Genomic DNA, 26,030 nt, shown 5'->3' on the forward strand with positions numbered 1-26,030 from the left:
TATTTGCAACGCCGCAAGCGCAGGCCGCAACCCGCGCTCCGGCATTGCTCTGCTACCTGAATGAGGACTCACCATGAGCATCGATAAAGTCATCCTGATCACCGGCGCCTCCAGCGGCATTGGCGAAGGCATCGCCCGGGAACTGGCGAGCTCCGGCGCAAAACTGCTGCTCGGCGCCCGCCGCACCGAGCGGCTGGAAGTGATCGCCGATCAGATCAACGCCGCCGGCGGCCAGTGTGCCTGGCGCAGCCTGGACGTCACCGATGCCCGCGACGTCAACGCATTTGCCGAGGCCGGACGCGAGTTGTGGGGGCGGGTCGACGTGATCATCAACAACGCGGGGGTGATGCCGCTCTCCCCGCTGGCCGCAATGAAAACCGCCGAGTGGGACCTGATGGTCGACGTGAATATCAAGGGTGTGCTGCACGGCATCGCCGCTGTGTTGCCGGAGTTCACTCAGCGCGGCGCCGGGCACGTGATCAACATCGCCTCGATCGGCGCCCTGGCCGTATCACCCACCGCTGCGGTGTACTGCGCCACCAAATACGCCGTGCGCGCCATCTCCGACGGCCTGCGCCAGGAGCGCTCGGACATCCGCGTCACCTGCATCCATCCGGGCGTGGTCGAAAGCGAGCTGGCCAGCACCATTACCGACGCTTCCACCGCCGAAGCGATGGCCCAATGGCGAGCGATCGCACTGCAGCCCGATGCCATCGGACGCGCCGTGCGCTACGCCATCGAGCAACCGGATGAGGTGGACGTGAACGAGATCGTGGTCCGGCCGACACGCTCGTTTCACTGACGGCGCAAACCGGCCATGACCTGCATGGGCGAATCCCGCTGCGCCAGCAACTGCGTGCGCAGCGAGCCGATCAGTTCGGCGATCGCACGGCTGGTGTTCAGGCTGGCGATGGGGATGGCGCCGCTGATGCTGTTGAATCCGGTCGCAGGATCAAGCAGCTCGATCGTCAGGGTATTTTCTGAGGTCAATACGCAGCGGCATTCGAGCGGCAGAAAACCGGATTCTATGATGTGGCGCAGTTCCAGAGGCGAGAGGGTCATGGCAGGATTCCTTGTTGTGTGACCGGTCGACTGAGGCGCGGGCTGTGAATTCAAAGGTTTTCACCTTGCACCGGCCGGGCGGTCATTCCCGGTACTGCAACGCCAGTCTGTTCGTCGCTCTGTTTAACCTCTTTTGCAAGGCTGAGGACTGACCCAGGTCAAGCCCGGGCGAACATCGCGTTCAGTCATTCCCGGTTTGACGCCGACCGAGACGTTCAAGAATGAAGCGCATCCCACGTTCGGTGCGCACCGCCATCACCTGGCCGCCCTCGACGCACACGTCGACATACCCCTGATCGCGCAGGTAGAGCAGCGCGGTAAAGTCGAGCGGATGAACCCTGGCCGCCAACTCGCCGACGAAGGTGGACAGCAGTGCGATAGCCCGGGATTCAAGCATTGACGACGCCTCGGCAGGTGGGTAATGGCGTTTTGTCAGCAAGGCTTGGGGGAGAGTTCAATCTTTTGCATGTGGGTCGCGATTGCCAATGGTTGGCCGAGTGCCTTGCCTTCAAAACCACCACAACCTTCCGTAGCTGCCGGGCTTGCCCGCGGGTGGCCCTCAAGATCGCACCCGCCGGCAAGCCGTGCTGCTACGAGGGCGTCGAAACGCTTGCGCCGTCAGGCAGAACTCAGCGAGCGAACAGGCACCCACTGAATATAAGCTTCGCCCGAACGCTCAATCCCCGACCAACCCCAACCGCACCAGACTCTGCGCCGTCGCCACAATCGCCTCCTCTCCGGAGCGCGGCGCCCAGCCCAGCAACCGCACAGCTTTTTCGCCCGAGGCATTCAAATCAACGCCCAACAGCGGTGCCACCGGCCTGAGCGCCGGATTGCTCTTGGCCCCAAGCCGTACCAACCAGTTGGGCATGACCTTGGTCGATACCTTGCTGGCTGCCGCGCCCATGCGTTCACGCAACACCTTCGCCACCTCGACCATCCACATACTCTCGCCAGACGCCGCAATGAACCGCTCCCCCTTGGCCAGCGGACTTGTCATGGCCAACAAATGCAACTCGGCAACGTCACGCACATCGACGAACCCCGAATTGATCTTCGGCACGCCCGGCTGGCCGTTCATCAGCGACACGATCAGGCGGATCGAATGCGAATAATCGGCACCCAACGCCGGGCCCAGCACCGCCACCGGATTGATCGCCGACAACTCCAGCGCGCCGCCCTCTTTGGCGATGAACGCCCAGGCCGCACGTTCGGACAGGGTCTTGGATTTCTGATACGGCGCAATATCGCCCGCCAGATCACTCCAGTCGGTTTCCACGAAAGGTCGCGGATGATCAGCCTTGTGCCCGGCCCCGATCGCACCGAAAGCCGAGGTCAGCACCACCCGTTTGACCCCGGCATCCCGCGCCGCGCGCAGCACCCGCAGGTTGCCCTCCACTGCAGGCCGGACCCAGTCCTCTTCGTTGACCTGGTCGCCCGATGGCGTCGGCGACGCGCCATGCATGACGTAGGAGCAGCCCTTAGCCGCTTCGGCCCAGCCCTCGTCGGCTCCAAGATCGGCAATCACGAATGAAAGCCGATCTCCGGCCTCGACGCCGCCGGTTCTGAGGTACTGGCGCACCTCTTCTTCGCGCCCCGGCGAGCGAAGGGTGGTGCGTACCCGATAACCGTTGTTGAGCAACACGATCATGCAATGCTGCGCGATAAAACCGGTGCCGCCTGTGACCAATACCGTTTCCTGAGCCATGTCTCACCTGTATTCAATGCAGAGTGTCTGCGTTCGATGGCGAGCAGATTAAAGATCGGATGCCGGATTTCGAATGCTTGAACGTGCGCTTTACTTGCTCGATAGTACGCAAATGACCACAGACCCCTTTTCCGACATCCTCAAACTCACCCATGCCCGGTCGCTGACCACCGGCGGTTTCTCCGCGGGCGGCCCCTGGGCGCTGCGCTTTCCGGCACCGGACAAGATCAAGTTCATGGCCGTGCTCAAGGGCAATTGCTGGGTGCACATCGACGGCCAGCCGCCAAGCTTCTTCGAGACGGGTGACGTCGGCCTGCTGACCGCCAAACGCTCGTTCGTCATGGGCAGCGATCTGGAAACGGAGCCGCTGGATGCCATGAGCGTGTTTCAGGCTTCCGGCACATCGCCCGTAGTACTGGGCGATGGCGAGGATTTCGCCCAAATCGGCGGCCATGTGCTGCTCGACCCGGCCAGCGGGCAATTGCTGGCCGGTGTGCTGCCGCCATGGATTCAGGTGCCCGCAGCATCTGCCCAGGCGGCGACTTTCCGCTGGATGCTCGATCAACTGGTGCAGGAGCGCAAAACCGCGCAGCCGGGTTCGCAATTGGCGTCGGCGCATCTGTCGCAATTGCTGTTCATTCAGATCCTGCGCGCCTGGCTGCAAAGCGCACGCCCCATGTCGGCCAGTTGGCTGCGGGCGCTGAGCGATCCGCGCATCGCCCCGGCCCTGCACCTGATGCACGGCGACCCGACCCGCGCCTGGGGGCTGGAAGAACTGGCGCGGGCCTGCGCCATGTCGCGCACCACCTTTGCCCAGCACTTTCGCACCGTCGCCGGCGTCGCGCCGCTGACGTATCTGAGCGAATGGCGCATGCGCCTGGCCGAGCGCGCACTGCGCGAGGAGAACACCTCGGTGGCGGTCATCGGCCAATCGGTGGGCTACAGCTCGGAAAGCGCGTTCAGCAACGCGTTCAAGCGCATCAACGGCCAGTCACCCCGAGCCTATCGCGAGCAATTGCTGACTCAGGCCGCACGGGTCAGGTAGTTGATGAACAACCGATAAAGCTCGGTGTTGGTCGAGATCTCCAGGCGCTGGTAGATGTTGTGCTTGTGCACCTTCACCGTGCCTTCGGAAATCCCCAGCACCCGCGCGATCGAGGCGTTGCTGTGGCCCTGCAGGATCAGCTTGGCGATGTAGCGCTGGGACTCGGTGAGCTGGCCCTGGAGGATGTCGACGAAGGCGTCTTCGGACTGCAGGTCCGCGCCCTCGGGCTCGGCATAACATTCGCTGTACGAAAGGCGGCAATGCAGCTCGAACAGTGAATTGATCATCGGCGACAACGCCTTCAGCGCGTCCATTTCCGCGACCGAGAAGTTGCCCCCGGTCGCACCGCGCATCAACGAGTACACCACCGCCACTCGCGGCGCGATCGGGATGATGAAACCGACCTCCTCGATCAGCGCGCCATGGTGCGACGACACGCACGGGTGAATGTCCTGGGAAATGGCAAAGCCTGAGGAAAAGAAGCTGTCCGGCGCCAACTCGCTCATGCGCCACACGCCAGCCGGATGGTCGTGGGTGCAGGCGACGTAGAACGGATCGAGCAAATAGCCGCCGCGCAGGTAAGCGCTTAGCGTGGTCTCGGGCACCGAGGCGTTGTAGCCGTCGTGGATCAGCACCGCGTTGTGGTTGAAGCGAAACAGGTACACGCAGCTCATGTCGAACGCGAGGATCGGCCTGAGCATGGCGTCCAGGGCCTGGCCCAATTGAGTGCTGCCCACCGCGCCAATCAGCGTGGAGAGGGTTTGGATGTCGTGCTGGTTCATGGTCTGCCCGGTGTGGCTGCGCGTCGGTCAATCCTGGGGAAACGCCCGGGGGCGCATCGCGATGCACCCCCGGGTCCCGAATCATACAAGCGAAGTCACGACCGGTCAGGTCAATTGCGCGTTGGCGCCATACGCCCCTTGAGTTTCATCCTGTTTGCCCAGCTCCAGCGCCTTGGGCACCGCCAGCCAGTAGGCCAGGCCGATGCCGATCAGCCCGCCCACCAGTTTGCCGAAGATCACCGGGCCGATGATGGTCGGCTGGAAGTTGGCCGAATAGGCCAGGTGATCGCCAAAGGTGAACGCGGCGCACACGGCAAACGAGATCACCAGCACTTTGTCCTTGGGCGGCATGTCGGCCACCAGGCGGAACATCGCCAGAATGTTCGCCGACGCGGCAAGCATCCCGGCTGCGCCGACCGGCGACAGGCCCAGACGCGAGGCGACTTTCTCGATGGGCCGGGACAGGAAGTGCTTGATCAGGTACACCATCGGGAACGCGCCGCAGAGCATGATGCCCACGTAGCCGGCGATTTCCAGGGCGCGGAACTGATCGTCCTTGTCGGCGATGATCGGCGCAAAGCCCCAGCCGCCGAACACCGTGCTGAAGAACTGGGTGAAGTATTCGACGATCGACGCCACCAGAATCAGCGTCACCGCCGCGTACATCACCTGCCCCAGTTTCAGGAACAGGTACACCATCAGCCCTGGGAAAAACCGCAGCGCAGCGGCCAGCACACCGCAGAACAGAATCAGCGGCATCAGGTTCTGGATCAGCATCGGCAGCGTGTAATGCAACGCCTGGGTGGCGGCGCCAGTGGTGGCGATGTCCGGGCGCACGCCGATGCCAAGCACGTCCAGGCCCATGGCGATAATGATGATGCTCACCGGAATCGCCAGCAGCCCGGCCATGATGCCCAGCGCCATGTATTTGTGGTCGGACTTGTTGAGCATCGCCAGGCCCACCGGGATCACGAAGATGATCGTCGAGCCCGACTGAAAGCCGGTGATCAGCCCCAGAATCCAGCCTTCGGGGCTGTGGGACAGCGCTTGGGCGAGCTGGTAACCGCCAAGGTCGGAGGCGATGAAGATCGGCCCGGCGATCCCGGCGTCCGCGCCCATGGCCAGGAACAGCGGGCCGATCACTGCGCTGATGAAGTGGGAGATAAAAGGAATGGCCGCCATGATCCCGGCCACCGGGATGAAGATCGGGCCGATGCTGTGCAGGCCGGCGGTGAACTCCTTGGCCAGTTCCGATTCTGCGTTGTAAATCGATGCGACGGCGCCCAGTACCGCGCACGCCATGATCAGATAAATGACGTAAGTGCCTATATGTTCCATTGCTGCCTCTCGCTGTTGTAAGAGTTTATGGTGCTGGCAGTTTTGTTAGGGTCGGATCGTGTTGTTGTGGTGGAGCCGTGCGCGTTTTTTATCGGGTGCGCATCGGGATCAGATAGCGGTGTAGGCGTTGTCGACGAACAGATGAGCGCCATTGACGAAGCTGGCGTCGTCGCTGGCCAGGAACAATGCGGCCTTGGCCACTTCTTCCGGATCGCACAGACGACCCTGCATCGCGGCGATGTTCTCGTCGGAGACTTCCACGCCCAAGCCGCGCAGCAGTTCCAGTTCGCGCTGGCCATGGGCGGTACCGATGAATCCGGGGCACACGGCATTGCTGCGGATGTTGCGGTCGCGGTACTCCACGGCGATCGCCCGGGCGAACATGTGGCAGGCGCCCTTGGTGGTGCAATACAGCACTTCCATCGGCGTGCCGACGACAGCGGAGATCGAAGAGGTGCAAATGATGCTGCCGCCGCCCGAAGCGATCATGTTCGGCAGCACGGCCTTGGTGACCAGGAACATGCCCTTGACGTTGATGCCCATCAAGCGGTCCCACTCGCCTTCGGTGGTTTCCAGAAACGGACCCGCAGCGATGGTGCCTGCGTGGTTCATCAACACGTTGATCGCACCGAAGCGCTCTTCGGCATGGCGCACCGCGCGCTCGACCTGCTCGGACGACGACACGTCGGCCGAGACGAAGCAGGCCTCGCCGCCCGCCGCATTGATTTTCGCCGCCACGGCCTCGCCCTGACTGCTGGGCAGGTCGAGAATCGCGACCTTGGCGCCTTCTCTTGCGAACAACTCGCTGGCGGCGAGCCCGCAACCGCCCGCGCCGCCGGTGATCAGTGCCACTTTACCTTTCAATCGCGCCATTGCTGTTTTCCTCGTTCTTGCGTTGGCTGTCCGGGCGTCACGCTATGCCGGGCGATCGAGGGCGTAAATATATCGCGGGATATACGTACATATAACCCGTTGATAATTAATGATTTATTGAAATATTTTGTGCACAACGCGCCCCGTAGCAGCACGGCTTGCCGGCGGGGCTATCCTGAGAACGACCCGCGAGCAAGCTCGGCTGCTACGGGTCGGGGGTGACTGGGGTCAACGGGGATTGCGAAAGGTCGGGATTTCCAGCCCCAGGCTCTCGCGCAAGGTCGTGCCTTCGTACGCGGTGCGGTAGACCCCGCGCTCCTGCAACAGCGGGATGACCTCCTGGGTGAAGCGCTTGAATTGCCCCGGATGGCCGATGTAGATGTTGAAGCCGTCGAGCGCCCGGGCTTCGAACCACTCGCTCATCTTGCGCGCCACGGTTTCGGCGGAGCCGACGAACGCCCCCGGACGCAACTGACGGCCGAACTCCACTGCCTGACGCAGGGTGAAACCCTTGTCCCGCGCCTGATCGGCAATGCGCTTGGCGTTGGTAAAAAAGCTCGACCGCGCCGCTTCAAGACTCTCCTGCGGAAACGGCGCGTCCAGCTCGTACTGGCTGAAGTCATGCCAGCCGAAGTTGCGGCCGAATTCCTTGAGTGCCAGCTCGAAACTGTGGTCCGCCTGATGGTAGTGACGCTCGATTTCCCGGGCCTGTTCGTCCGTGTCACCCACGTAGATCTCGGCCCCCGGCAACACCAGCAACTGCTCAGGGTCACGCCCCAGGCGCTCAGCCCTGCCCTTCACATCCCGATAAAACGCCTGGCCCTGCTCGATGCTCGCCGCGTGGGTGAACACCACGTCCGCCGTGGCCGCGCCCAGTTCGCGGCCCTGCTCCGAATCGCCAGCCTGAAAGATCACCGGCTGGCCCTGGGGCGAGCGCTGGATGTTCAATGGGCCGACCACCTGAAAGTGCTCGCCCTTGTGGTTGAGCGCATGCAGTTTGCCGGTGTCGAGAAACTGCCCGGTGCTGCGATCGCGCACAAAGGCGTCGTCTTCATAGGACTGCCACAACCCCTGCACCACCTTGACGTGCTCGGCGGCGCGGCCGTAGCGGGTGTCGTAGTCATAGTGCTCGTCGCGGCTGTAATTGCCTGCCGTGCCGGCGTCGCCGCTGGTGACCACGTTCCAGCCTGCGCGGCCCTTGCTGATCAGATCCAGCGAGGCCAGACGCCGGGCCACGTTGTACGGCGAGTTGTACGAGGTGGTCAGGGTCCCGACCAGCCCCAAATGGCGGGTGCTCACCGCCAGCGCCGAGAGCAGCGTCAGCGGCTCCAGCCGATTGAGGTAATGGGACGGCGAGCCCGGGGTGATGAACTGGCTGTCGACGATGAACATCAGGTCGAACAATGCCGCTTCCGCCTGACGGGCGATGTCGATGTACCAGTCGATATTGACGCTGGCGTCGGCCGGCAGCTCAGGGTCGAGCCACAGGTTGTGCCGCCCGGGGCCGCCGCAGCCCATGGTCAGGGCGCCCAGTTTGATCTGCCGCTTGGCGTGTTGTTGGCTCATGCTTGGCAAACTCCCGGAATCAAGGCTGGGCTTGTGCAGTTGCAGACTGCAACGGCGCGCTGAATGACTGATCGAACAGGCTGGCCGCCGGGTACGACTTGATCAGGCCCAGGCCTGCGAAGAAGTCCACGGTCTTCTGTGCATCGGTGATCACCTGCGGGCTCAGCGGCTCGACATTGGTACGGGCGCGAGCGAACCAGATGCGGGCGATTTCGGCGTCGGCGCGGGTGCGCTTGGCCCAGGCATCGGCGTAGGCGTCGGTGTTGGCCTTGTCCTTGAGCGTCCACTCGCGGGCCTTTTTCAGGCGCTGGAGGAAGTCATCGATGGCTGCGCGTTTCGAGTCAACAATGTGAGCGTTGGCGACCACGTAGCTCTGCGCCGGAATCAGCCCCTCGGCGGTGGCAAGAATCCGCGCGCCTTGGCGTTCCTGCTGGGTGACGTAGGGCTCCCAGGTGGCGATCACGTCCACCGCGCCGCCGTCCAGCGCGTGGGAGGCGTCCAGCGCGCTGAGGTAGCGCAGGTCGAGCGAATCGCGCGGTACACCGGCCTTGTCCAGCGCTGTGAACAGCAGTTGCTGGCTCCACGAGCCTTTCCAGATCGCCGCACGCTTGCCGCGCAGGTCGGCGATGCTGTGAATGTTCGAATCCTTGCTTGCCAGAATCGCGACACCGCCCAGATTCTGTCGGGTGATGGCGATCACCTTGATCGGCGCGCCCAATGCACCGAGAAACAGCGGCGGCGCGTCGCCCAGCAGGCCCAGATCCAGGCTGCCGACGTTCAGTGCTTCGGCCACCGGCGAGCCTGCGGTGAACTGCTTCCACTCCAGGGTATAGGGCAAGTCGTTGAGTACCCCGGCCGCTTCCATCACGGCCTGGGCGTTGTAGCTTTGATCGCCCACGGTCAGGGTTTGCGCCTGGGCGGCGAGGCTCAGCAAGGCAGCCGCAGCACCTGCGGCCAGATTCTTCAGATAACGCACGTTCGTCTCCAGATGCCGGATGGGCAGTTCAGGGTCGATCCGCGCGTGCGGTCTCGCAGGTGATGGCAGGTAATTTATAGCGTTTACGTATAACTACGCTCTTGCTTATAAGCTAAAGCCTTATGCGGAAAGTGTGAAATTCCATTTGGGCATAACCTAATTACACGGACATGCAAACCACACATATTTTTAAAGTCAGGTCATGAACTACCCTTTACAGCCATGGGCTGCCTGTTGCTCTTGATCTCTGTACAGCACATTCGCGACGGGCCGCTGTCCATCCCATAGGCATCATGCAGTGAGGATTAGACATGGCTTTGGATTCTCGTCCCGCCGTACTGGAACTGATCGGCAACACGCCGCTGGTGCGGGTCACCCGCATCGACACCGGCCCCTGTACCCTGTTTCTCAAACTCGAATCGCAGAACCCCGGTGGCTCGATCAAGGACCGCATTGGCCTTGCCATGATCGACGCCGCCGAACGCGACGGCAGCCTGCGCCCCGGCGGCACCATCGTCGAAGCCACTGCGGGCAACACCGGGCTGGGCCTGGCGCTGGTGGGCCGGGCCAAGGGTTATCGCGTGGTGCTGGTGGTGCCCGACAAGATGTCCACCGAGAAAGTCCTGCACCTCAAAGCCATGGGCGCCGAGGTGCACATCACCCGCTCCGACGTCGGCAAGGGCCACCCGGATTACTACCAGGACGTCGCCGCACGCCTGGCCAAGGACATCCCTGATGCCTTCTTCGCCGACCAGTTCAACAACCCGGCCAACCCGCTGGCCCACGAATGCAGCACCGCGCCGGAAATCTGGGCGCAGACCCAGCACGATCTGGACGCCATCGTCGTCGGTGTCGGCTCGGCCGGTACGCTGACGGGCCTGACGCGCTTCTTCAAACGGGTGCAGCCGGATCTGGAAATGGTCCTGGCCGATCCCGTGGGTTCGGTGGTCGCCGAATACAGCCGCACCCGCACCCTGCCCACGCCCGGTTCCTGGGCGGTGGAAGGCATCGGCGAGGACTTCATTCCGTCGTTCACCGATATCTCCAGCGTGCGCCACGCCTATTCGATCAGCGACGAAGACAGCTTCGAGCATGCCCGCCAGTTGCTGCGCACCGAGGGCATTCTCGGTGGTTCGTCCACCGGCACCTTGCTGGCCGCCGCGCTGCGTTTCTGCCGCGAGCAGACCGAGCCCAAGCGTGTGGTCAGCTTCGTCTGCGACACCGGCACCCGCTATCTGTCCAAGGTCTACAATGACCAGTGGATGACCGATCAGGGCCTGCTCGCCCGCACCCACTATGGCGACTTGCGCGACCTGATCGCCCGCCGCTTCGAGGATGACCGGGTGATCAGCGTGGGCCCCGACGACACCTTGCTCACGGCCTTCCAGCGCATGCGCCTGGCCGATGTGTCGCAGCTGCCGGTGCTGGTCAATGGCAAGCAGCTGGTGGGGGTGATCGATGAATCCGACATCCTGCTCAACGTACACAAGGACGCCTCGCACTTTCGCGCCGTGGTCGCGGACGTCATGACCGAAAAACTGGAAACCCTGCCGCCGGACGCCAGCCTGGCGCAGCTCCAGGAAGAACTGGATCGCGGCCTGGTCGCGATCATCGCCGACGCGTCGGGCTTCCATGGCCTGATCACCCGTTTCGACCTGCTCAATCATTTGCGGAGATCCCTGGCATGACCCAGCACGACGACAGCCACCCGTCCCACGCTTTCGCCACCCGCGTGATCCACGCAGGCCAGGCGCCGGACCCCAGCACCGGCGCGCTGATGCCGCCGATCTACGCCAACTCCACCTACCTGCAAGACAGCCCCGGCGTGCACAAGGGCCTGGACTACGGGCGCTCGCACAACCCGACGCGCTGGGCGCTAGAGCGTTGTGTGGCCGACCTTGAAGGCGGCAGCCAGGCGTTTGCCTTCGCCTCGGGGCTGGCCGCCATCGGCTCGGTGCTCGAACTGCTCGATGCCGGCTCGCACATTTTGTCGGGGGATGATCTGTACGGCGGCACCTTCCGCCTGTTCGACAAGGTGCGCAAACGCAGCGCCGGGCATCGTTTCAGTTTTGTCGACATGACTGATCTGTCAGCCTTTGAAGCGGGCCTGCAGGACGACACCAAAATGATCTGGGTCGAGACCCCGAGCAACCCGCTGCTGCGCCTGACGGACCTGGCGGCCATCGCCCGGATTTGCCGGGACCGGGGCATCATCTGCGTGGCCGACAACACCTTTGCCAGCCCGTGGATTCAGCACCCGCTGGCGCTGGGCTTCGACATCGTCGTGCACTCGACCACCAAGTACCTCAACGGCCACTCCGACGTGATCGGCGGCATTGCGGTGGTCGGCGACAATCCGGATCTGGCCGAGCGCCTGGGCTTTCTGCAGAACTCGGTGGGCTCGATTGCCGGGCCGTTCGATGCCTTCCTGACCCTGCGTGGAGTGAAAACCCTGGCGCTGCGCATGGAGCGTCACTGCGCCAACGCGCTGGACATCGCCGAATGGCTGGAGCGTCAGCCGCAGGTCAAGCGCGTCTACTACCCCGGTTTGCCCTCGCATCCGCAGCATGCGCTGGCCTGCCGGCAGATGCGCGGGTTTGGCGGGATGATCTCGCTGGACCTGAACACCGACCTGGCCGGTGCCAAGCGTTTTCTGGAAAAGGTCGAGATCTTCGCCCTGGCCGAAAGCCTGGGCGGCGTGGAAAGCCTGATCGAACACCCGGCGATCATGACCCACGCCAGCATCCCGGCCGCCAACCGCGCGCGTTTGGGCATTGGCGACGCATTGGTGCGGCTGTCGGTGGGCATCGAAGACGTCGAAGACCTGCGCGCGGACCTGGCGCAGGCGTTGGCGGGGATCTGACGCTAAGCCTTGCGGGTGGTGGCGACCTTGAGGGCCACCCGCGGGCAAGCCCGGCTGCTACGGACTTGTGTACACCTCGCATTCCGTAGCAGCACGGCTTGCCGGCGGGACGATCTCGAGACCGCCCCATGATCAAACCCAATGCCACGGAATTCGCGTACACCTCGCACCCCGTAGCAGCACGGCTTGCCGGCGGGGCAATCTCAAGACCACCCATGATCCAGCCCAATGCCACGGAATTCGCGTACATCTCGCACCTTGTAGCAGCACGGCTTGCCGGCGGGGCGATCTCATGGACGCCATCACCGGCACGTCCTGACGCCAACCGCTACTTCCACTCCCCGCCTTCGACGATCACCGCCGCAGGATCGGTGTCCGCCGCCAGTTGCTCACGCACGTACTGGTTATACAACTTGAGCAGGTATTTCTCCTTGCCCAGGCTCGACAGTTCGCCGTTGACCCACTGTTGCAACTCGGCGTTACCTTTCTTCACCGCCGGCGCAATCGGCGCTTCGTCGCCCAGTTTCTGCGGCAATACGCGATAGCCCGGGTTCTGCTTGGCCCAGCTGAACAGCACCAGATTGTCCTGGGCGTAGGCATCGCCACGACCGTTGGCTAGCGCCTGCAAGGACTCGGAGTTCTTCTCGAACTTGAGCAGTTTCCAGTCCGGGTGGTTCTTGGTCAGCCAGATATCGGCTGTGGTGCCGGTGGTGACGATGATGGTCTTGTTGGCCAGATCATCCAGGTTCTTCACCGCACTCTTCTCCGGCACCAGCGCCTGCACCGCCATGCGCAGGTTCGGGTGGGTGAAATCCACCACCTGGGCGCGCTCCGGTGTCACAGTCATGTTGGCCAGGATCAGGTCGACCTTGTCGCTTTGCAGAAACGGAATCCGGCTGGCCGGCTCGACCACCACGAATTCGATCTTCTTCTCGTCACCGAGCAGGTCCTTGGCGAAACGACGCCCCAGATCAGTGTCGAAACCGACATAGTCGCCCTTCTCGTTGACAAAACCGAACGGCGGCTTGTCGCTGAACACGCCGACCACCAGTTTGTCCCGGGCCTTGATCTTGTCCAGATAACCTTCGGCGTGGGCGGCCACGCTGCCAATCAACAGACCGGCAGCCAGCAAGGGGAAAACGAGCGCAGATTTAAGCTTCACGATGCATTCCTTTTGGGCAGGTTTTCTACATAGGAAAACTTCTCCAGAAACTGCTGCGCGCGTGCGGTCTGCGGGGAGCTGAAGAATGTTTCAGGGGTACTCTGTTCGGCGATCCGGCCGCCGTCCATGAACAGGATCCGGTCGGCCACCGCGCGGGCGAAGGCCATTTCGTGGGTGACGATCAACAGCGTCATGCCGCAGCGGGCCAGATCCAGAATCACCTCCAGCACCTCCTTGACCATCTCCGGATCAAGGGCGGCGGTGACCTCGTCGAACAGCATGACTTTGGGGTTCATGCACAGGGTGCGAACGATGGCGATGCGTTGCTGCTGCCCGCCCGACAACTCGCGGGGCCAGGCATCGCGCTTGTCCAGCAGGCCCACCCGCGCCAACAGCGCCTCGGCCTGGGCGCGGGCCTGCTGCACGGGGCGCTTCTGCACGTTCACCGGGCCCAGCAGGATGTTGTCCAGCACGCTCATGTGCGGGAACAGGTGGTAACTCTGGAACACCATGCCCACTTGCTGGCGCACCTGGCGCCAGTCGGTGTCGTTGGGCAGTTCGCGTCCGGCAAAGCGGTAGGTTCCGGCGTGGCCCAGTTCCAGGCCGTTGAGGCAGCGCAGCAAGGTGCTCTTGCCACAGCCGCTGGGGCCGAGGATCACCACCACCTCGCCTTCACGCACCGCAAGGTCGATGCCTTGCAACACCGGGGTGCTGCCGAAGTTCTTGGAAAAACCGGCAAGTTCTATCAATGCACTCATGAATGATTCCACCGCCGCTCAAGCACGCGGGAGGCGGCTGACAGCGGATAACAGACGAGAAAGAAAAACACGAACAGGAAGCCGTAGATCAGCACCGATTCGTAGGTGCGCTCGATGATCTGCTGGCCGATCTTGATCACGTCCACCACGCCGATCAGCACCGCCAGCGAGCTGGTCTTGATCAGCCGCGTGTAGACGTTGATCAGCGGCGGGGTCATGCGCCGCAAGGCTTGCGGCAGCAGAACCTTGCCGTACAGGCGCGGCAGATCCAGGCCGATCGCCAGCCCCGCCTCACGCTGCCCCTGCGGCAGGGAACGCAGCGCACCACGCACCACCTCGCCGACTTCCGACGCGCCCCACAGCGACAGCACCAGTACCGCGCAGCCGAAACCGGGAATGCTCCAGCCAAAGAAGATCGGCAGCCCGAAGAAGAACAGGTACAGCCAGACCAGCACCGGAATGGCCCGGAACAGCTCCAGGTACACCAGCAAAATGGCGTCGAGCCAACGCACGCCGAGGTTGCGCAACACGCCGTAGATCACCCCGCCCAGGCTGCTGAAGACGATGGCCAGCAACGAGATACCCAGGGTACGGCCGATGCCGGTCGCCAGTTGCGGCGCCGACACCCACAACAGTTCAAGCCCCGAACTGGCCATGTTGCAGCCTCCTTTCCAGCGCCCGCAGCAACAGCGACAACGGCACGAACAGCAGCACGCACAGCCCGGTCATGACCGCGAGCATCTCGTAGGTCTTGTAATACAGGGCGATGTAATTCTTGGTGGTGTAGAGGATTTCCGGGACCGCCACGGCCGACACCACCGTCGTTTCCTTGAGCAGGAACACGAAGTTGGCGAACAGCGCCGGCAGGCTGAGGATGCCGGCTTGCGGCAGGATCACATGGCGCAGCAATTGCCAGCGCGACAGGCCGATGGACAGCCCCGACTCGATCTGTGATTTGGGCACGGCGTCGATCCCGGCCCGCAGGATTTCGGTGAGGTAGGCGCCGCCGAGAAAAGTCATGGTGATGATCGCCGAGGCAAAGCCGGAGATGCGAATGCCGACACTGGGCAAGGCGAAATAGATGAAAAACAGCTGGATCAACAGCGGCGTATTGCGCGCCAGCTCCACATAGACCCGCACCAGCGGCTGCAGCAACGGCACACGAAACATGAGAATCGCCGCGTTGACGAGTGCGACGACAAGCGAAGTGGCAATGGCGATCAGCCCCACTTGCAGGGTGACGCCCACCGCCGTGACAAACGCCGGCAAGGTGGACAGGGCAAAGGCAACATCGAAATTCATTTCAGGGCATCGGCAGGGATGGACCCGGACGGTTGCAGGCTTTGTGCCATCTGAAAGTCGCGCAAACACAGGGCCTCACTGGTTAAAAACGAGCGCTAACTGATTGTTTTCAAACGGTCCTGCTGAATGACTGTTGCCCCGGCAACATCCGCGACAGGTTCCGGCCGTCACCCGCAGCCGAACAGATCTACACATTTATCAATACATTAGTTATACACACCTAAAGTGCTGTATCACTTCAGCCAGTTTAGGCAGCATAATGCCACTATCGCTGGCAGGTATGCCCTGCTCCCACCGCCCGTCTTACGCAAGCGTTTGGCCGATTCACATGAGGTATGTCCATGCAGCAGTTCACTGACCACTCGGATGCCATGTACCGGCTGCTGATCCAAGGCGTGGTGGACTATGCCATTTACATGCTGACCCCCGAGGGCATCGTCGCCAACTGGAACGCCGGCGCTCAGCGGGCCAAGGGCTATACCCGCGAGGAAATCGTCGGCCAGCACTTCTCGGTGTTCTACAGCCAGGAAGAACGCGACTGCGACCAGCCCGGCCTGAATCTGGAAATCGCCCGCAGCACCGGGCGTTTCGAGGCCCAGGGCTGGCGGATGAAAAAGGACGGCGGCTCGTTCTGGGCCCATGTGGTGATCGATGCGGTGCGCGACGCAGATGGCCATCTGCTGGGTTTCGCCAAGATAACCCGCGACATCAGCGAACGCCGCCAGAACGAGCTGCAGATTCTCGAAGCCAAGGTCCTGGCCGAGCAATACAGCGCCGAGATGGCCTCGCTGTCGCGCTTTCTCGACTCGGTGATTTCCAATATCCCGGCCAGTGTCATCGTCAAGGATGCCCATACCCATCGCGTGCTGCTGGCCAACCAGCAGGCCGAGACGCTGTTGGCCAATCGCCGCACCGGCATGGTCGGGCATTTGCTCAGCGAGTGCCTGCCACCTGACGTGGCCGCGTACATGGACCAGCAAATGAGCGCGGACCTGCGCGCGGGCGAGATCAGGACCGCCGAAACCCTGATCAGCACCAACAAGGGCCCCAAGACCCTGCGCAGCCGTACCGTGCTCAACTGCGACCCGGGCAACGCCACCGATTACGTGCTGTTCGTCGCCGAAGACGTCACCGTGGAGCTGGCCGCCACCGCGCGTATCCACCACATGGCGCACCACGACGCCCTCACCGGCCTGCCCAATCGGGTGCTGTTCCATGATCGCCTGAAGAACACCCTGTTGCAGGCCCAGGGTTCGGAAAAACTGACCGCCGCGCTGTGCCTGGATCTGGACGATTTCAAGAACATCAACGACGCCCTGGGCCACGGCTTTGGCGACAAGTTGCTGCGCGCCCTGAGCAATCGCCTGCGCTCGGAGCTGCGGGATCGCGACACCCTGGCCCGCCTGGGCGGCGACGAGTTCGCGGTGATCCTGCCGGAGCTGGACACCGCCGAAGCCGCCGAGCTGACTGCGCAACGGCTGATTCAGTCGGTACGGCCGCCATTCCTGATCGAAGGCCACAGCTGCTCGGTGGGCGTGAGCATCGGCATCGCCTTGTCGCCGGAGGACCACCAAAGCCCCGAGCAGCTGATGGGCTACGCCGACATGGCCCTGTACGAGGCCAAACGCAACGGGCGCAACCGTTTCGAGCGCTTCAGGGCGCAACTCGATGAATCGGCGCGCTATCGCCGGACCATGGAAACCGACCTGCGCACGGCCCTGCATTTCGGCCACTTGCAGTTGCACTACCAGCCCATCGTCGGCCAGGGCGGCGAAGAAATCTCCGGCTACGAGGCGCTGCTGCGCTGGATCCACCCTACCAAGGGCGCGATCATGCCGATGGACTTCATCCCCATGGCCGAGGAAACGGGGCTGATCCATGAAGTCGGCAATCGCGCGTTGAACCTGGCCTGCCAGGAAGCGGCGAACTGGGGCACTAACCAGACGGTGGCGGTCAACCTGTCGCCGGTGCAGTTCAACAACCCGGGGCTGGTCGACGCGGTGGCCTTGGCGCTGGCCGACTCCGGGCTTGATCCTGCGCGGCTGGAACTGGAAATCACCGAATCGGTGCTGCTGGAAAACAGCGACGACAACGTCAACACCCTCAAGGCGTTGAAGGCGCTGGGCGTGGCAATTTCGCTGGATGACTTTGGCACCGGCTATTCATCGCTGGGCTACCTGCGTTCGTTCCCGTTCGACCGGATCAAGATCGACATGTCGTTCGTCCGGGAAATGGCCAACAGCAAAGAGGCGCTGGCCATCGTGCGGGCGATCACTGGCATGAGCAACAGCCTGATGATCAAGACCACTGCCGAAGGGGTCGAAACCATCGAACAGATGCAGCAGTTGATCAGCGAGGGCTGCTCGCACTTCCAGGGTTATTACTTCGGTCGGCCGATGCCGGCGGGTGAGCGGCTGTCGTCAATGATTGATGAGGAATGACCCCTCTCGCGCTCCGAATGCACCCTTCGTGAAAATGCGTCACTGAGCGGACGGACATCTGATTAGAATAGGGCCTTTCCTGTCTGCCCCGGCCCTTTCATGAATGCCCTGACCTCCCTGCTGCAGCGCGGCGTACGCAACGGCGTGCTGTTCGCCGTGCTGTCGTCCACCGGTTTCAGCCTCAAAGCCGTCTTCGTCAAACTCTCCTACCAGGCCGCGCAGATCGATGCGATCACGGTCCTGGCGATCCGCATGGGCCTGGCCTTGCCGCTGTTTCTCTGGCTGATCTGGCTCAGCCGCAGCGCCGACCAGCCCAGGCTCACTGCCAACGACATCGCGCGCATTCTGATGCTGGGTCTGATCGGCTATTACCTGTCCAGCCTGTTCGACTTCTACGGCCTGCAATACATCAGCACCGGCCTTGAGCGGTTGATCCTCTTCACCTACCCCACGCTGGTGCTGGTGATGCAGATCGTCGCCCTGGGCGAACGCCCGACCCGCCGCACGCTGGGGGCGATGGGCCTGTGTTACATCGGGCTGGGCGTGGCACTGGTGCATGACCTGCAACAGCATGGCGCTGGCGGCCAGATGCTGATCGGCGCGGCGTGGGTGTTCGCCAGCGCGGTGAGTTACGCGCTGTATTACCTGGGCACCGGGGTAATGATCCGCCGTGTAGGCTCGACACGTCTGGCAGGCTTTGCCGGCAGCGTGTCGTCGGTGATGGTACTGATTCATTTCGCGATGACCCGCGATCTGCAGGTGCTGACCGGCCTGCCAGCGCCGGTGTGGATCTACGGCGGCCTGATGGCCATGGTCTCGACCGTGTTGCCGATCTACTGGATGGCGCTGGCGATTCAGCGCATGGGCGCCACCCACACCGCCGCGTTCGGCAACCTGGGGCCGGTGCTGACCATCTTCGCCTCGTGGCTGGCGCTGAACGAAGCGATCTCGGTGTTTCAGTTGATCGGGCTGGCGCTGGTGATCTTCGGCGTGTCGCGTTTGTCGGCGCGCAAGACGGTCAAGGCGGCAGAGCCAGCCGACAGCGCCGCAATCCCAAGCCAGCAAAAACAACGCGAAACCACCCCGTAGCCGCCCGGCCGGTTCGTGTCGGACAAACCGGCCTGACCATTTGGCGCCGACCTCGTTTAGTATCGGCGCACCACCGCACCGACGAGGCCCCGTGCATGGCTGATCACTCTGCTGTCCAAACCCTGCTGCACTGGATGAGCGACCGCTCGTTCGTGGTGCTGACCGGTGCCGGGATCAGCACCGCCTCAGGCATTCCCGATTATCGCGATGGCGACGGTGTGCGGCGCGGGCGCCAGCCCATGATGTTCCAGGAGTTCCTCAACGCCCCCGAAGCGCGCCGGCGTTACTGGGCCCGGGCGATGCTCGGCTGGCCACGGGTCCGCGCCGCACAGCCCAATACGGCCCATGAAGCACTGGCCAGGCTGCAACAGCATGGCCTGATCAGCGGCGTGATCACCCAGAACGTCGACACCCTGCACGACCAGGCCGGCAGCACTGAGGTGATCGAATTGCACGGCAGCCTGCACTGGGTGCTGTGCCTGGACTGCCGTCAGCGCACCGAGCGCGACCTGATCCAGCACACCTTGCTCGAGCAGAACCCTTATCTGGCCGGGGTCGATGCGGTTCAGGCGCCGGATGGCGACACCTTGCTCGATCCGGCGTTCGAGGAGCGCTTTCAGGTCCCCCATTGCCCGCACTGCGGCGGTGAGCGGATGAAACCGGATGTGGTGTTTTTCGGGGAAAATGTTGCGCCCGCCACAGCGGCCAGGGCCATGGCCCGGGTCGAGCAGGCCGACGGGCTGTTGGCGATTGGCACGTCGTTGATGGCCTATTCCGCGTTTCGTTTGTGCCGGGCCATGGCCGATCAGGGCAAACCCTTGATCGCCATCAACCTGGGCAAGACCCGGGCCGATGAGGTGCTGGACGTGAAGATCGCCGGTTCGTGCGAGGTGCTGTTACCAGATTTGGCCCGCAGACTCATCGCCCCGTAGCCGTCCGGCTTGCCGGCGGCAGCGATGCTGATGGCGCTGCCGCCACCTGTAGGAGCGAATTCATTCGCGAATGGCCAGTCCAGCCGACGCATTTTTGTCGCCTGAAACCGCTTCGCGAATGAATTCGCTCCTACAGATAACCCGCGCCAGTCTCAGGATTCGATACCCGGCAACGCCGCCAGCGCCTTGTCCCAGATCTGGCGGGTGCGCAGCCACACCACCTCCTGCCAGTCCGGGTCGGCCGGGTAGAACTGCTCCAGCAAACCCAGCTTGATCCGCCGGCCGGTTTCGTCCAGCGGGTCGCCATAGAGATGCAGCCAGTGATCGTCGCGCAGGTGCCCGTGCACCTCAGCGCCGGGATAAGTGCCGCACTCGATGACGAACGGCATCAGGTGCACCCCCGGCAAGGCATTGAGCAGCATTTGCGAGGTGTAGCCGGTGGACGTGGCCGCAACGCCGGTTTCGCTGACCTGATTGGCGCCGGTGATCAGGGTGAACAGCCACGGCCCGAACAGCGCCCGCGCGTCATCGAGCGCCGGATAGGCCGACTCGACGATCCTCATCAGCATCGGGTGGCCGTAATCCCCCGCGCCAGTGTGCAGATCGAAACAGGCCGCCACGTCGACGCCACTCAGGTGTTTACCGACGATCTCGCGCAGCGTCCGGTTCGACCAGCTCGGCTGCGAGCCGCCATAAAACAGGCCGTCGGCAAACGCGTATTGCCCGGCCTCCACCACTGACATCAGGCCAGACCAGCCCTGCTCGGCGATGGCGGCCTGGAACAGCGCGTCGGCCTGGTCCCGCTGCGGCCCCTGCAACTGCTCGCAGGCATAGATGGCGTGGACATCGTGGTAGGCACGGTTGTCCGGCAACGGTTTTCGGAAATCCAGGTAATTGCGGTTCTGGTCGAGGTTGTCCTCGTTGACCCGGCGCATCCACGCGGTGCCCCAGGGGTTGATCAGGTGAATCATCAGCACCGCCACGCCTTCGGGCAACCCTTGACCCGCGAGGCTTTCCAGCCAGCGGCTCTGGCAGTCCGAACCGTAATAGCCTTCCACGCCGTGGGTGCCGCTGAGTGCCACCAGCACCTTGCGCGCATCGGGATCGCCCAGCCAGGCGACATCGGTGGCCAGCGTTTCGCCGAACGGCCCCTTGAGCGGATGTGTGTATTCAGTCAATTGCGCGCCCGCGGCAGTGGCAGCCGCCAGAAAGCGTTCACGGAGTTGGCTGTAGGAAGGCCGTTGCGGGAAAAAGGAGCTCATTGAAACCTCTCGGACACAAAGCGATATCACGCAGATCGATGGGCCATGCTGCACGACGTCCGGAGCCTGGGCAAGAGCAACAAGCATGCCGCAAAGACCGCGCCGACACAGCTTGCAACAGCTACTACACTGCCAAACGAAGGCGTATCATCGCGCCCTTTCGTTTTCTTGCCCCGGAATCCCCCCATGTCCACACTTCCGCTTACTTCCGAACGCCGAGGCTGGTCTTTCTGGTGGAAACCGCTGCTGTTTCTGCTGGTGGCCGCCATCGGCCTGTACTACGTCAAGTGGTCGCCGTACTACCTCAAGTCCTTCGTCGCCGCCGACACCCACAACATCGGCGGCTCGATCATCAACGATAACCCGGCTAATCCCTGGGCGGCGGCCCTGGCCTATGCGCAGGTGTATTTCCTGGCGATCTGGAAAGCCGCCGTGCTGGCGGTGATTCTCGGCTCCCTGTTGCAGGTGCTGATTCCTCGGGACTGGCTGCTGCGCCTGTTCGGTCGTGCGGGCCTGGGTTCGACGGTGCGCGGCGGCCTGTTCGCCCTCCCCGGCATGATGTGCAGCTGCTGCGCGGCGCCGGTGGCCGCGGGTTTGCGCAAGCAGAACGTTTCGGTCGGTGCGGCGCTGGCGTTCTGGATCGCCAACCCGGTGCTCAATCCCGCGACGCTGGTGTTCATGGGCTTCGTGCTGGGTTGGGGCTTCACCGCATTGCGGCTGCTGGCCGGCATCGTGCTGGTGGTCGGTGTTTCACTGGTAGCCCAGCGAATTTCGCGCCCCGAAGCCTTGCCTGAAGAAGCCGTGGAAGCGGTGGTCGAGGCCGAAAGCGCCAACCAGGGCAGCCTGTTCGCCCGTTGGGCCAGGACCCTGTGGCAGCTGTTCTGGACCACCATCCCGATCTACGTGCTGGCGGTACTGGTACTGGGCGCCGCGCGGGTCTGGCTGTTCCCGCATGTGGATGGGGCGATGGGCAACAGCCTGCTTTGGCTGGTGCCGCTGGCGATTGTCGGCACGCTGTTCGTGATCCCCACCGCGGCGGAAATCCCGATCGTCCAGACCCTCATGACCCTGGGCCTGGGCACCGCGCCCGCCGTGGCGTTGCTGATGACCCTGCCGAGCGTGAGCCTGCCGTCGTTGCTGATGCTGCGCAAATCCTTCGACACGCGGGTGCTGGTGACCGTGGGCGTGTTGACCATGCTGATCGGTGTGATAAGCGGCTTGATCGGCGCTGCGATGTTGTAGAGAGAACATGATCCCTGTAGGAGCGAATTCATTCGCGAAATTCTGTCAGACGACAAAGACTCATCGTCAGGACTATCGCATCGCGAATGAATTCGCTCCTACAGGGTCCGTGCCTGGCCCAGGTCCTGAGGACTCCGGCTATCGCTTGGTGCGCTGCGCTATCTGTTTGCGCGGTGCCGCAAATACTCGACCACCGCCTGCCGGTCACCGGCAAATTCGATCCGTGCCTTCTTGCTGTCGCGCTGGTAGGCGTACATCGGGTCGTAGTATTCGCCGAGCATGGCGCTGATCCAGGCGCGGTGTTGCTCGACGCTGCCGCTGCGTTGCTGCTCTTCGAGCGCGCTGTCCATGATGGCCGCCAGGCGCTGATAGCGCTCGCCACCGAGCCGCCGGGTGATGCTGGCCAGGCTCTGTTTCAGGCGCTCGGCATAGCCTGCAAAGCCCGTCTCGACACCCTGCACCTGGATAAACTCGGCGCACAGGTCGATCACGTAATCCTTGAGAATCCGCTCCACCCTCGCCTCGAAGCTGTCTTGCAGCCAGACCAGCGGCGCCGCCTGCATGCTGCGGTACAGCTCCAGCGGCACGGCGCAGATGCCGACAATTCGCCCCTCGTCTTCGATCACGAACTGGTGTCGGTGTCGGGCGCGCTTTTTCAGGATGTCGATGGCCAGCTGGTTCTCGAAATCGATTTGGGCCGGCTGCGGCGTGGCGTGTTTGCCGAAACTGGAGCCGCGATGGTTGGCGTGGCCTTCCAGATCGAGGGCATTGTCCAGTTCCTGCAGCACTTCGGTCTTGCCGGTGCCGGTCATGCCGCCGATCAACACGAAATCGCACTCGGCCACCGCCTGCTCGGTCACGCCGATCAGAAAGTTACGCATGGCCTTGTAGCCACCGATGACACGCGGATACTGGATGCCCGCCTCGTCCTTGAGCCATTGCTGGGTGATCTGCGAGCGCAGGCCGCCGCGAAAGCAGTACAGAAAACCCTGCGGATTGCGTTGGGCGAAATCCGCCCAGGCCTGAATCCGCGCCTGCTTCAGCTCGCCGGACACCAGTTTGTGGCCCAGCTCGATGGCCGCCTGCTGGCCATCCTGCTTGTAGCTGGTGCCGACTTTCTGCCGCTCGATGTCATTCATCAGCGGCAGGTTGATCACACCCGGAAAGGCACCTTTGGTGAATTCGACCGGGGCGCGCACGTCCATCATCGGAATGTCGTGCAGGAAAATGTCACGAAAATGGGCGCTGTTGTCGCGCATCAAAACACCTCGACCGCGAGTCGCTGTCGCTCCACCAGCTCGCCGATCGGCGCCAGTGCCAGGCCCAGTTCTTCGGCCAGCGCCAGAAACGCTGACTCTTCGGCGGGCTCCACGGCGATCAGCAGGCCACCGCTGGTCTGCGGGTCGCACAGCAGCAGCTTCTGCTCATCACTCAGCGCGCCGATGCGCTCGCCATAGCTGTCGAAATTGCGATGGGTGCCTCCTGGGATGCACTGCTGCTCGATGTAGAAGTCGACACTGCCCAGACGCGGCACCGCCGCTGCGTTCAGCCGCGCCGTCAACTGGCTGCCATCGGCCATTTCCACCAGATGCCCCAACAGGCCAAAACCGGTGACATCGGTCATTGCGGTGACGCCTGCGAGCCTTGAAAAACGCGCACCCGGTTTGTTGAGCGTGCACATCACATCGCGCGCCAGGCCGATGTCTTCGTCGCGCAACAGGCCTTTTTTCTCGGCGGTTGTCAGAATGCCGATACCCAGGGGTTTGGTCAGGAACAGCTTGCTGCCGACGGTGGCCGTGTCGTTGCGCTTCATGAAGCGTTTTTCCACCAACCCCGTGACAGCCAGGCCGAAGATAGGCTCGGGTGCATCGATCGAGTGTCCGCCGGCCAGAGGAATACCGGCGGCGTCGCACACCGCGCGGCCGCCACGAATGACCTCTCGGGCGATTTCCGGGGCCAGCACATTGACCGGCCAGCCGAGAATGGCGATCGCCATCAGCGGGTCGCCGCCCATGGCGTAGATGTCACTGATGGCATTGGTGGCCGCAATGCGACCGAAATCGAAGGGATCGTCGACGATCGGCATGAAAAAGTCGGTGGTGGACACCACGCCCTTGTCGTCGTCGATGGCATAGACGGCTGCATCATCGCGCGAGGCGTTGCCGACCCACAGGCGCGGATCGAGGTTTTGCGCGCCGCTGCCAGCCAGAATGGTTTCCAGCACTTTGGGAGAAATCTTGCAGCCACAACCGGCGCCGTGGCTGTACTGGGTAAGACGAACCGTGTCGTTCATGGGGAGACCCTTGAGTTTCAAGGCGCGCAAGTTTACCAGAGCGCGTCAGTGACGGGTCATCCGTCGCGCGGTCAACACCTGCGCCAGCATCAGCGCGCCCACGCACAGCAGCGCTTCGCGCAGGCCGATGAAATGCGCCGCGAAGCCAATCAGCGCCGGGCCCATCAGGATGCCGCAGTAGCCGATCCCGGTGATGATGGCAATGGCCAGGCCCGCCGGCACGACGCTCTGCTCGCCGACCACCGAAGCATAGACCGGAAAGGTGTTGGACAACCCCAGGCCAATCAAGGCGAAGCCGAGCATGAACAGCGGCCAGGGCTGCAACAGCACCGCCATGACGAACCCGACCAGCACCAGCAGGCCACCGCCGATCAGCAGCTTCATCGCGCCAAAGCGCTTGCGCAACGCATCGCCGGAAAAACGCCCAGCGGCCATGGTCAGGGAAAACACCGCGTAGGCCGCGCCGGCCAGCGACAGGTCGATCTGGTGAGCGCGGTTCAGAAACACCGCGCTCCAGTCCAGGATCGCACCCTCGACCAACAGCGCGACAAAGCACAACAGGCCGATCACCAGCACTCGCCACGAGGGCCAGGAGAACGGCGCCGAAGGATCATCCGCGCCATAAGGGAGCAAATGTCTGGCATGCCAGCCGAGCATGCCGGCCACCAGCGCGACGATGACCAGAACGGCGACCAGCGGCGAGGCCCCGCTCCACAGCAGCAGGCCCATCAAGGCCGCGCTGACGATGCCGCCCAGGCTGAACAGCCCGTGAAAACCCGACATCATCGGCTTGCCATGGTCCTGCTCGACCATCAACCCCTGCACGTTCATCGCCACATCGATGCTGCCAAGCCCGGCACCGAACAACGCCAGCGTCACAGCCAGCGCGGAAAACGACGACAGCGTGGCCAGCAGCGGCAGCGTCGCGCAGATCAGCAGCCCGCCTGCGATCGAGACGAAGCGACAGCCCCTGCGCGTAGTCATCATCCCCGCCAGCGGCATCGCCAGCATCGAGCCCAGGCCGAAGCACAGCAGCAACAGGCCCAGTTCTGCCTCTTCGAGCCCGGCCCGGTCGCGGGCGAACGGCACCAGCGGCGCCCAGGCCCCCAGCGACATGCCGGAGAGCAGGAAGGTCAGGCGGTAGCTCCAGAGGTGAATGAGGGTTGGGGTGTTGGCGGATTGAGCGGAGGACAAAGAGATACCTTAAATCTGAATGAATACGATCGCCGAACGCTTCTGCCCGAAGGGCGTAGGAGCGTGGCTTGTCCCGCGATCTGGCGCGAAGCGGCAGCAAATCCTGTGTATGCGGTATGTCTGAAACGGCCAAGGGGGATGG

General features: G+C 63.2%; 24 protein-coding genes. 8 read left to right on the forward strand and 16 right to left on the reverse strand.

Going from position 1 to position 26,030, the window contains the following annotated elements; all coding sequences use genetic code 11:
* Nucleotides 1-73 precede the first annotated feature (73 nt).
* The gene (locus AC1MEK_RS00220; RefSeq protein ID WP_480394240.1) at nt 74-802 is read left to right on the forward strand and encodes an SDR family oxidoreductase; all 729 of its coding nucleotides are present in this window, start codon (nt 74-76) and stop codon (nt 800-802) included.
* Here AC1MEK_RS00220 and AC1MEK_RS00225 read toward each other — a convergent pair.
* From AC1MEK_RS00225 to AC1MEK_RS00235, 3 genes are all read right to left on the reverse strand, one after another.
* Complete coding sequence (locus AC1MEK_RS00225; protein ID WP_480394241.1) at nt 796-1,062, reverse strand: DUF1652 domain-containing protein; 267 nt, start codon at nt 1,060-1,062, stop codon at nt 796-798. The two genes, AC1MEK_RS00220 and AC1MEK_RS00225, sit on opposite strands and share 7 nt — an antisense overlap.
* Nucleotides 1,063-1,243: 181 nt before the next feature.
* Entirely contained in the window at nt 1,244-1,459 is a 216-nt protein-coding gene (locus AC1MEK_RS00230; protein WP_480394242.1) for a hypothetical protein, read from the reverse strand.
* 279 nt (nt 1,460-1,738) lie between these two features.
* On the reverse strand, nt 1,739-2,770 hold the full coding sequence (locus tag AC1MEK_RS00235; protein ID WP_480394243.1) for an SDR family oxidoreductase: 1,032 nt from the start codon (nt 2,768-2,770) through the stop codon (nt 1,739-1,741).
* Nucleotides 2,771-2,882: 112 nt separating this feature from the next.
* Here AC1MEK_RS00235 and AC1MEK_RS00240 point away from each other — a divergent pair, with 112 nt between their 5' ends.
* Nucleotides 2,883-3,815, forward strand: a complete 933-nt coding sequence (locus AC1MEK_RS00240; RefSeq protein ID WP_480394244.1) for an AraC family transcriptional regulator — start codon at nt 2,883-2,885, stop codon at nt 3,813-3,815.
* Here the strand turns inward: AC1MEK_RS00240 and AC1MEK_RS00245 are convergent.
* The 5 genes from AC1MEK_RS00245 to AC1MEK_RS00265 form a co-directional block, all read right to left on the reverse strand.
* Nucleotides 3,794-4,597: a LuxR C-terminal-related transcriptional regulator gene (locus AC1MEK_RS00245; protein ID WP_480394245.1), complete on the reverse strand. Its 804-nt coding sequence runs from the start codon at nt 4,595-4,597 to the stop codon at nt 3,794-3,796. The genes AC1MEK_RS00240 and AC1MEK_RS00245 overlap by 22 nt on opposite strands.
* Nucleotides 4,598-4,702: 105 nt before the next feature.
* On the reverse strand, nt 4,703-5,935 hold the full coding sequence (gene eutH / locus AC1MEK_RS00250) for an ethanolamine utilization protein EutH (protein ID WP_480394246.1): 1,233 nt from the start codon (nt 5,933-5,935) through the stop codon (nt 4,703-4,705).
* Nucleotides 5,936-6,043: 108 nt separating this feature from the next.
* On the reverse strand, nt 6,044-6,808 hold the full coding sequence (locus AC1MEK_RS00255; RefSeq protein ID WP_480394247.1) for an SDR family NAD(P)-dependent oxidoreductase: 765 nt from the start codon (nt 6,806-6,808) through the stop codon (nt 6,044-6,046).
* 228 nt (nt 6,809-7,036) lie between these two features.
* Nucleotides 7,037-8,374 carry an LLM class flavin-dependent oxidoreductase gene (locus AC1MEK_RS00260; protein WP_480394248.1) on the reverse strand — a complete coding sequence of 446 codons (1,338 nt, stop codon included), beginning with the start codon at nt 8,372-8,374 and terminating at the stop codon, nt 7,037-7,039.
* A gap of 19 nt (nt 8,375-8,393) precedes the next feature.
* Nucleotides 8,394-9,350 (reverse strand): ABC transporter substrate-binding protein, encoded by a 957-nt coding sequence (locus tag AC1MEK_RS00265; RefSeq protein WP_480394249.1) that lies wholly within the window; start codon nt 9,348-9,350, stop codon nt 8,394-8,396.
* 311 nt (nt 9,351-9,661) lie between these two features.
* Here AC1MEK_RS00265 and AC1MEK_RS00270 point away from each other — a divergent pair, with 311 nt between their 5' ends.
* Together AC1MEK_RS00270 and AC1MEK_RS00275 are read left to right on the forward strand one after the other, a co-directional pair.
* On the forward strand, nt 9,662-11,038 hold the full coding sequence (locus tag AC1MEK_RS00270; RefSeq protein WP_480394250.1) for a pyridoxal-phosphate dependent enzyme: 1,377 nt from the start codon (nt 9,662-9,664) through the stop codon (nt 11,036-11,038).
* A complete protein-coding gene (locus AC1MEK_RS00275; RefSeq protein WP_480394251.1) occupies nt 11,035-12,213 on the forward strand; it encodes a cystathionine gamma-synthase in 1,179 nt (392 codons plus the stop codon). Before AC1MEK_RS00270 ends, AC1MEK_RS00275 begins: the two co-directional genes overlap by 4 nt.
* 328 nt (nt 12,214-12,541) lie before the next feature.
* Here the strand turns inward: AC1MEK_RS00275 and AC1MEK_RS00280 are convergent, their stop codons facing one another.
* The 4 genes from AC1MEK_RS00280 to AC1MEK_RS00295 are packed head-to-tail and all read right to left on the reverse strand — an operon-like array spanning nt 12,542 to nt 15,435.
* Nucleotides 12,542-13,375 carry a transporter substrate-binding domain-containing protein gene (locus tag AC1MEK_RS00280; protein WP_480394252.1) on the reverse strand — a complete coding sequence of 278 codons (834 nt, stop codon included), beginning with the start codon at nt 13,373-13,375 and terminating at the stop codon, nt 12,542-12,544.
* Nucleotides 13,372-14,133, reverse strand: a complete 762-nt coding sequence (locus AC1MEK_RS00285; RefSeq protein WP_480394253.1) for an amino acid ABC transporter ATP-binding protein — start codon at nt 14,131-14,133, stop codon at nt 13,372-13,374. The genes AC1MEK_RS00280 and AC1MEK_RS00285 overlap by 4 nt, the downstream gene beginning before the upstream one ends.
* Nucleotides 14,130-14,789 (reverse strand): amino acid ABC transporter permease, encoded by a 660-nt coding sequence (locus AC1MEK_RS00290; RefSeq protein ID WP_480394254.1) that lies wholly within the window; start codon nt 14,787-14,789, stop codon nt 14,130-14,132. Before AC1MEK_RS00290 ends, AC1MEK_RS00285 begins: the two co-directional genes overlap by 4 nt.
* Nucleotides 14,770-15,435, reverse strand: a complete 666-nt coding sequence (locus tag AC1MEK_RS00295) for an amino acid ABC transporter permease (protein WP_480394255.1) — start codon at nt 15,433-15,435, stop codon at nt 14,770-14,772. Before AC1MEK_RS00295 ends, AC1MEK_RS00290 begins: the two co-directional genes overlap by 20 nt.
* A gap of 341 nt (nt 15,436-15,776) precedes the next feature.
* On the opposite strand from AC1MEK_RS00295, the gene AC1MEK_RS00300 reads away from it, so the two are divergent.
* The 3 genes from AC1MEK_RS00300 (at nt 15,777) to AC1MEK_RS00310 (ending at nt 19,897) form a co-directional block, all read left to right on the forward strand.
* Nucleotides 15,777-17,876 (forward strand): sensor domain-containing protein, encoded by a 2,100-nt coding sequence (locus AC1MEK_RS00300; RefSeq protein ID WP_480394256.1) that lies wholly within the window; start codon nt 15,777-15,779, stop codon nt 17,874-17,876.
* Between the two features lie 99 nt (nt 17,877-17,975).
* Complete coding sequence (locus tag AC1MEK_RS00305; RefSeq protein WP_480394257.1) at nt 17,976-18,965, forward strand: DMT family transporter; 990 nt, start codon at nt 17,976-17,978, stop codon at nt 18,963-18,965.
* Between the two features lie 95 nt (nt 18,966-19,060).
* Nucleotides 19,061-19,897, forward strand: a complete 837-nt coding sequence (locus AC1MEK_RS00310; protein ID WP_480394258.1) for an NAD-dependent protein deacetylase — start codon at nt 19,061-19,063, stop codon at nt 19,895-19,897.
* A gap of 152 nt (nt 19,898-20,049) precedes the next feature.
* Here AC1MEK_RS00310 and AC1MEK_RS00315 read toward each other — a convergent pair whose 3' ends face one another.
* Nucleotides 20,050-21,159: a DUF2817 domain-containing protein gene (locus AC1MEK_RS00315; protein ID WP_480394259.1), complete on the reverse strand. Its 1,110-nt coding sequence runs from the start codon at nt 21,157-21,159 to the stop codon at nt 20,050-20,052.
* 186 nt (nt 21,160-21,345) lie between these two features.
* On the opposite strand from AC1MEK_RS00315, the gene AC1MEK_RS00320 reads away from it, so the two are divergent.
* Nucleotides 21,346-22,401, forward strand: coding sequence for a permease (locus AC1MEK_RS00320; RefSeq protein ID WP_480394260.1), 1,056 nt, complete (start codon nt 21,346-21,348; stop codon nt 22,399-22,401).
* Between the two features lie 158 nt (nt 22,402-22,559).
* Here AC1MEK_RS00320 and mnmH read toward each other — a convergent pair whose 3' ends face one another.
* From mnmH to AC1MEK_RS00335, 3 genes are read right to left on the reverse strand one after another with little or no spacing between them, the layout of a single operon-like run.
* Nucleotides 22,560-23,660 (reverse strand): tRNA 2-selenouridine(34) synthase MnmH, encoded by a 1,101-nt coding sequence (gene mnmH / locus AC1MEK_RS00325; protein ID WP_480394261.1) that lies wholly within the window; start codon nt 23,658-23,660, stop codon nt 22,560-22,562.
* Nucleotides 23,660-24,694, reverse strand: a complete 1,035-nt coding sequence (selD, locus tag AC1MEK_RS00330; RefSeq protein ID WP_480394262.1) for a selenide, water dikinase SelD — start codon at nt 24,692-24,694, stop codon at nt 23,660-23,662. The genes mnmH and selD overlap by 1 nt, the downstream gene beginning before the upstream one ends.
* Nucleotides 24,695-24,739: 45 nt before the next feature.
* Complete coding sequence (locus AC1MEK_RS00335; protein WP_480394763.1) at nt 24,740-25,894, reverse strand: MFS transporter; 1,155 nt, start codon at nt 25,892-25,894, stop codon at nt 24,740-24,742.
* Nucleotides 25,895-26,030: the final 136 nt, after the last annotated feature.

The sequence above is a fragment of the Pseudomonas sp. 2 genome, from assembly GCF_056627435.1.

Bases quoted from the DNA above. Each gene is read 5' to 3' on its own strand.
- AC1MEK_RS00220 (WP_480394240.1), top strand. From the start codon at position 74: ATGAGCATCGATAAAGTCATCCTGATCACCGGCGCCTCCAGCGGCATT.
- AC1MEK_RS00225 (WP_480394241.1), bottom strand. From the start codon at position 1,062: ATGACCCTCTCGCCTCTGGAACTGCGCCACATCATAGAATCCGGTTTT.
- AC1MEK_RS00230 (WP_480394242.1), bottom strand. From the start codon at position 1,459: ATGCTTGAATCCCGGGCTATCGCACTGCTGTCCACCTTCGTCGGCGAG.
- AC1MEK_RS00235 (WP_480394243.1), bottom strand. From the start codon at position 2,770: ATGGCTCAGGAAACGGTATTGGTCACAGGCGGCACCGGTTTTATCGCG.
- AC1MEK_RS00240 (WP_480394244.1), top strand. From the start codon at position 2,883: ATGACCACAGACCCCTTTTCCGACATCCTCAAACTCACCCATGCCCGG.
- AC1MEK_RS00245 (WP_480394245.1), bottom strand. From the start codon at position 4,597: ATGAACCAGCACGACATCCAAACCCTCTCCACGCTGATTGGCGCGGTG.
- eutH (WP_480394246.1), bottom strand. From the start codon at position 5,935: ATGGAACATATAGGCACTTACGTCATTTATCTGATCATGGCGTGCGCG.
- AC1MEK_RS00255 (WP_480394247.1), bottom strand. From the start codon at position 6,808: ATGGCGCGATTGAAAGGTAAAGTGGCACTGATCACCGGCGGCGCGGGC.
- AC1MEK_RS00260 (WP_480394248.1), bottom strand. From the start codon at position 8,374: ATGAGCCAACAACACGCCAAGCGGCAGATCAAACTGGGCGCCCTGACC.
- AC1MEK_RS00270 (WP_480394250.1), top strand. From the start codon at position 9,662: ATGGCTTTGGATTCTCGTCCCGCCGTACTGGAACTGATCGGCAACACG.
- AC1MEK_RS00275 (WP_480394251.1), top strand. From the start codon at position 11,035: ATGACCCAGCACGACGACAGCCACCCGTCCCACGCTTTCGCCACCCGC.
- AC1MEK_RS00285 (WP_480394253.1), bottom strand. From the start codon at position 14,133: ATGAGTGCATTGATAGAACTTGCCGGTTTTTCCAAGAACTTCGGCAGC.
- AC1MEK_RS00290 (WP_480394254.1), bottom strand. From the start codon at position 14,789: ATGGCCAGTTCGGGGCTTGAACTGTTGTGGGTGTCGGCGCCGCAACTG.
- AC1MEK_RS00295 (WP_480394255.1), bottom strand. From the start codon at position 15,435: ATGAATTTCGATGTTGCCTTTGCCCTGTCCACCTTGCCGGCGTTTGTC.
- AC1MEK_RS00300 (WP_480394256.1), top strand. From the start codon at position 15,777: ATGCAGCAGTTCACTGACCACTCGGATGCCATGTACCGGCTGCTGATC.
- AC1MEK_RS00305 (WP_480394257.1), top strand. From the start codon at position 17,976: ATGAATGCCCTGACCTCCCTGCTGCAGCGCGGCGTACGCAACGGCGTG.
- AC1MEK_RS00310 (WP_480394258.1), top strand. From the start codon at position 19,061: ATGGCTGATCACTCTGCTGTCCAAACCCTGCTGCACTGGATGAGCGAC.
- AC1MEK_RS00315 (WP_480394259.1), bottom strand. From the start codon at position 21,159: ATGAGCTCCTTTTTCCCGCAACGGCCTTCCTACAGCCAACTCCGTGAA.
- AC1MEK_RS00320 (WP_480394260.1), top strand. From the start codon at position 21,346: ATGTCCACACTTCCGCTTACTTCCGAACGCCGAGGCTGGTCTTTCTGG.
- mnmH (WP_480394261.1), bottom strand. From the start codon at position 23,660: ATGCGCGACAACAGCGCCCATTTTCGTGACATTTTCCTGCACGACATT.
- selD (WP_480394262.1), bottom strand. From the start codon at position 24,694: ATGAACGACACGGTTCGTCTTACCCAGTACAGCCACGGCGCCGGTTGT.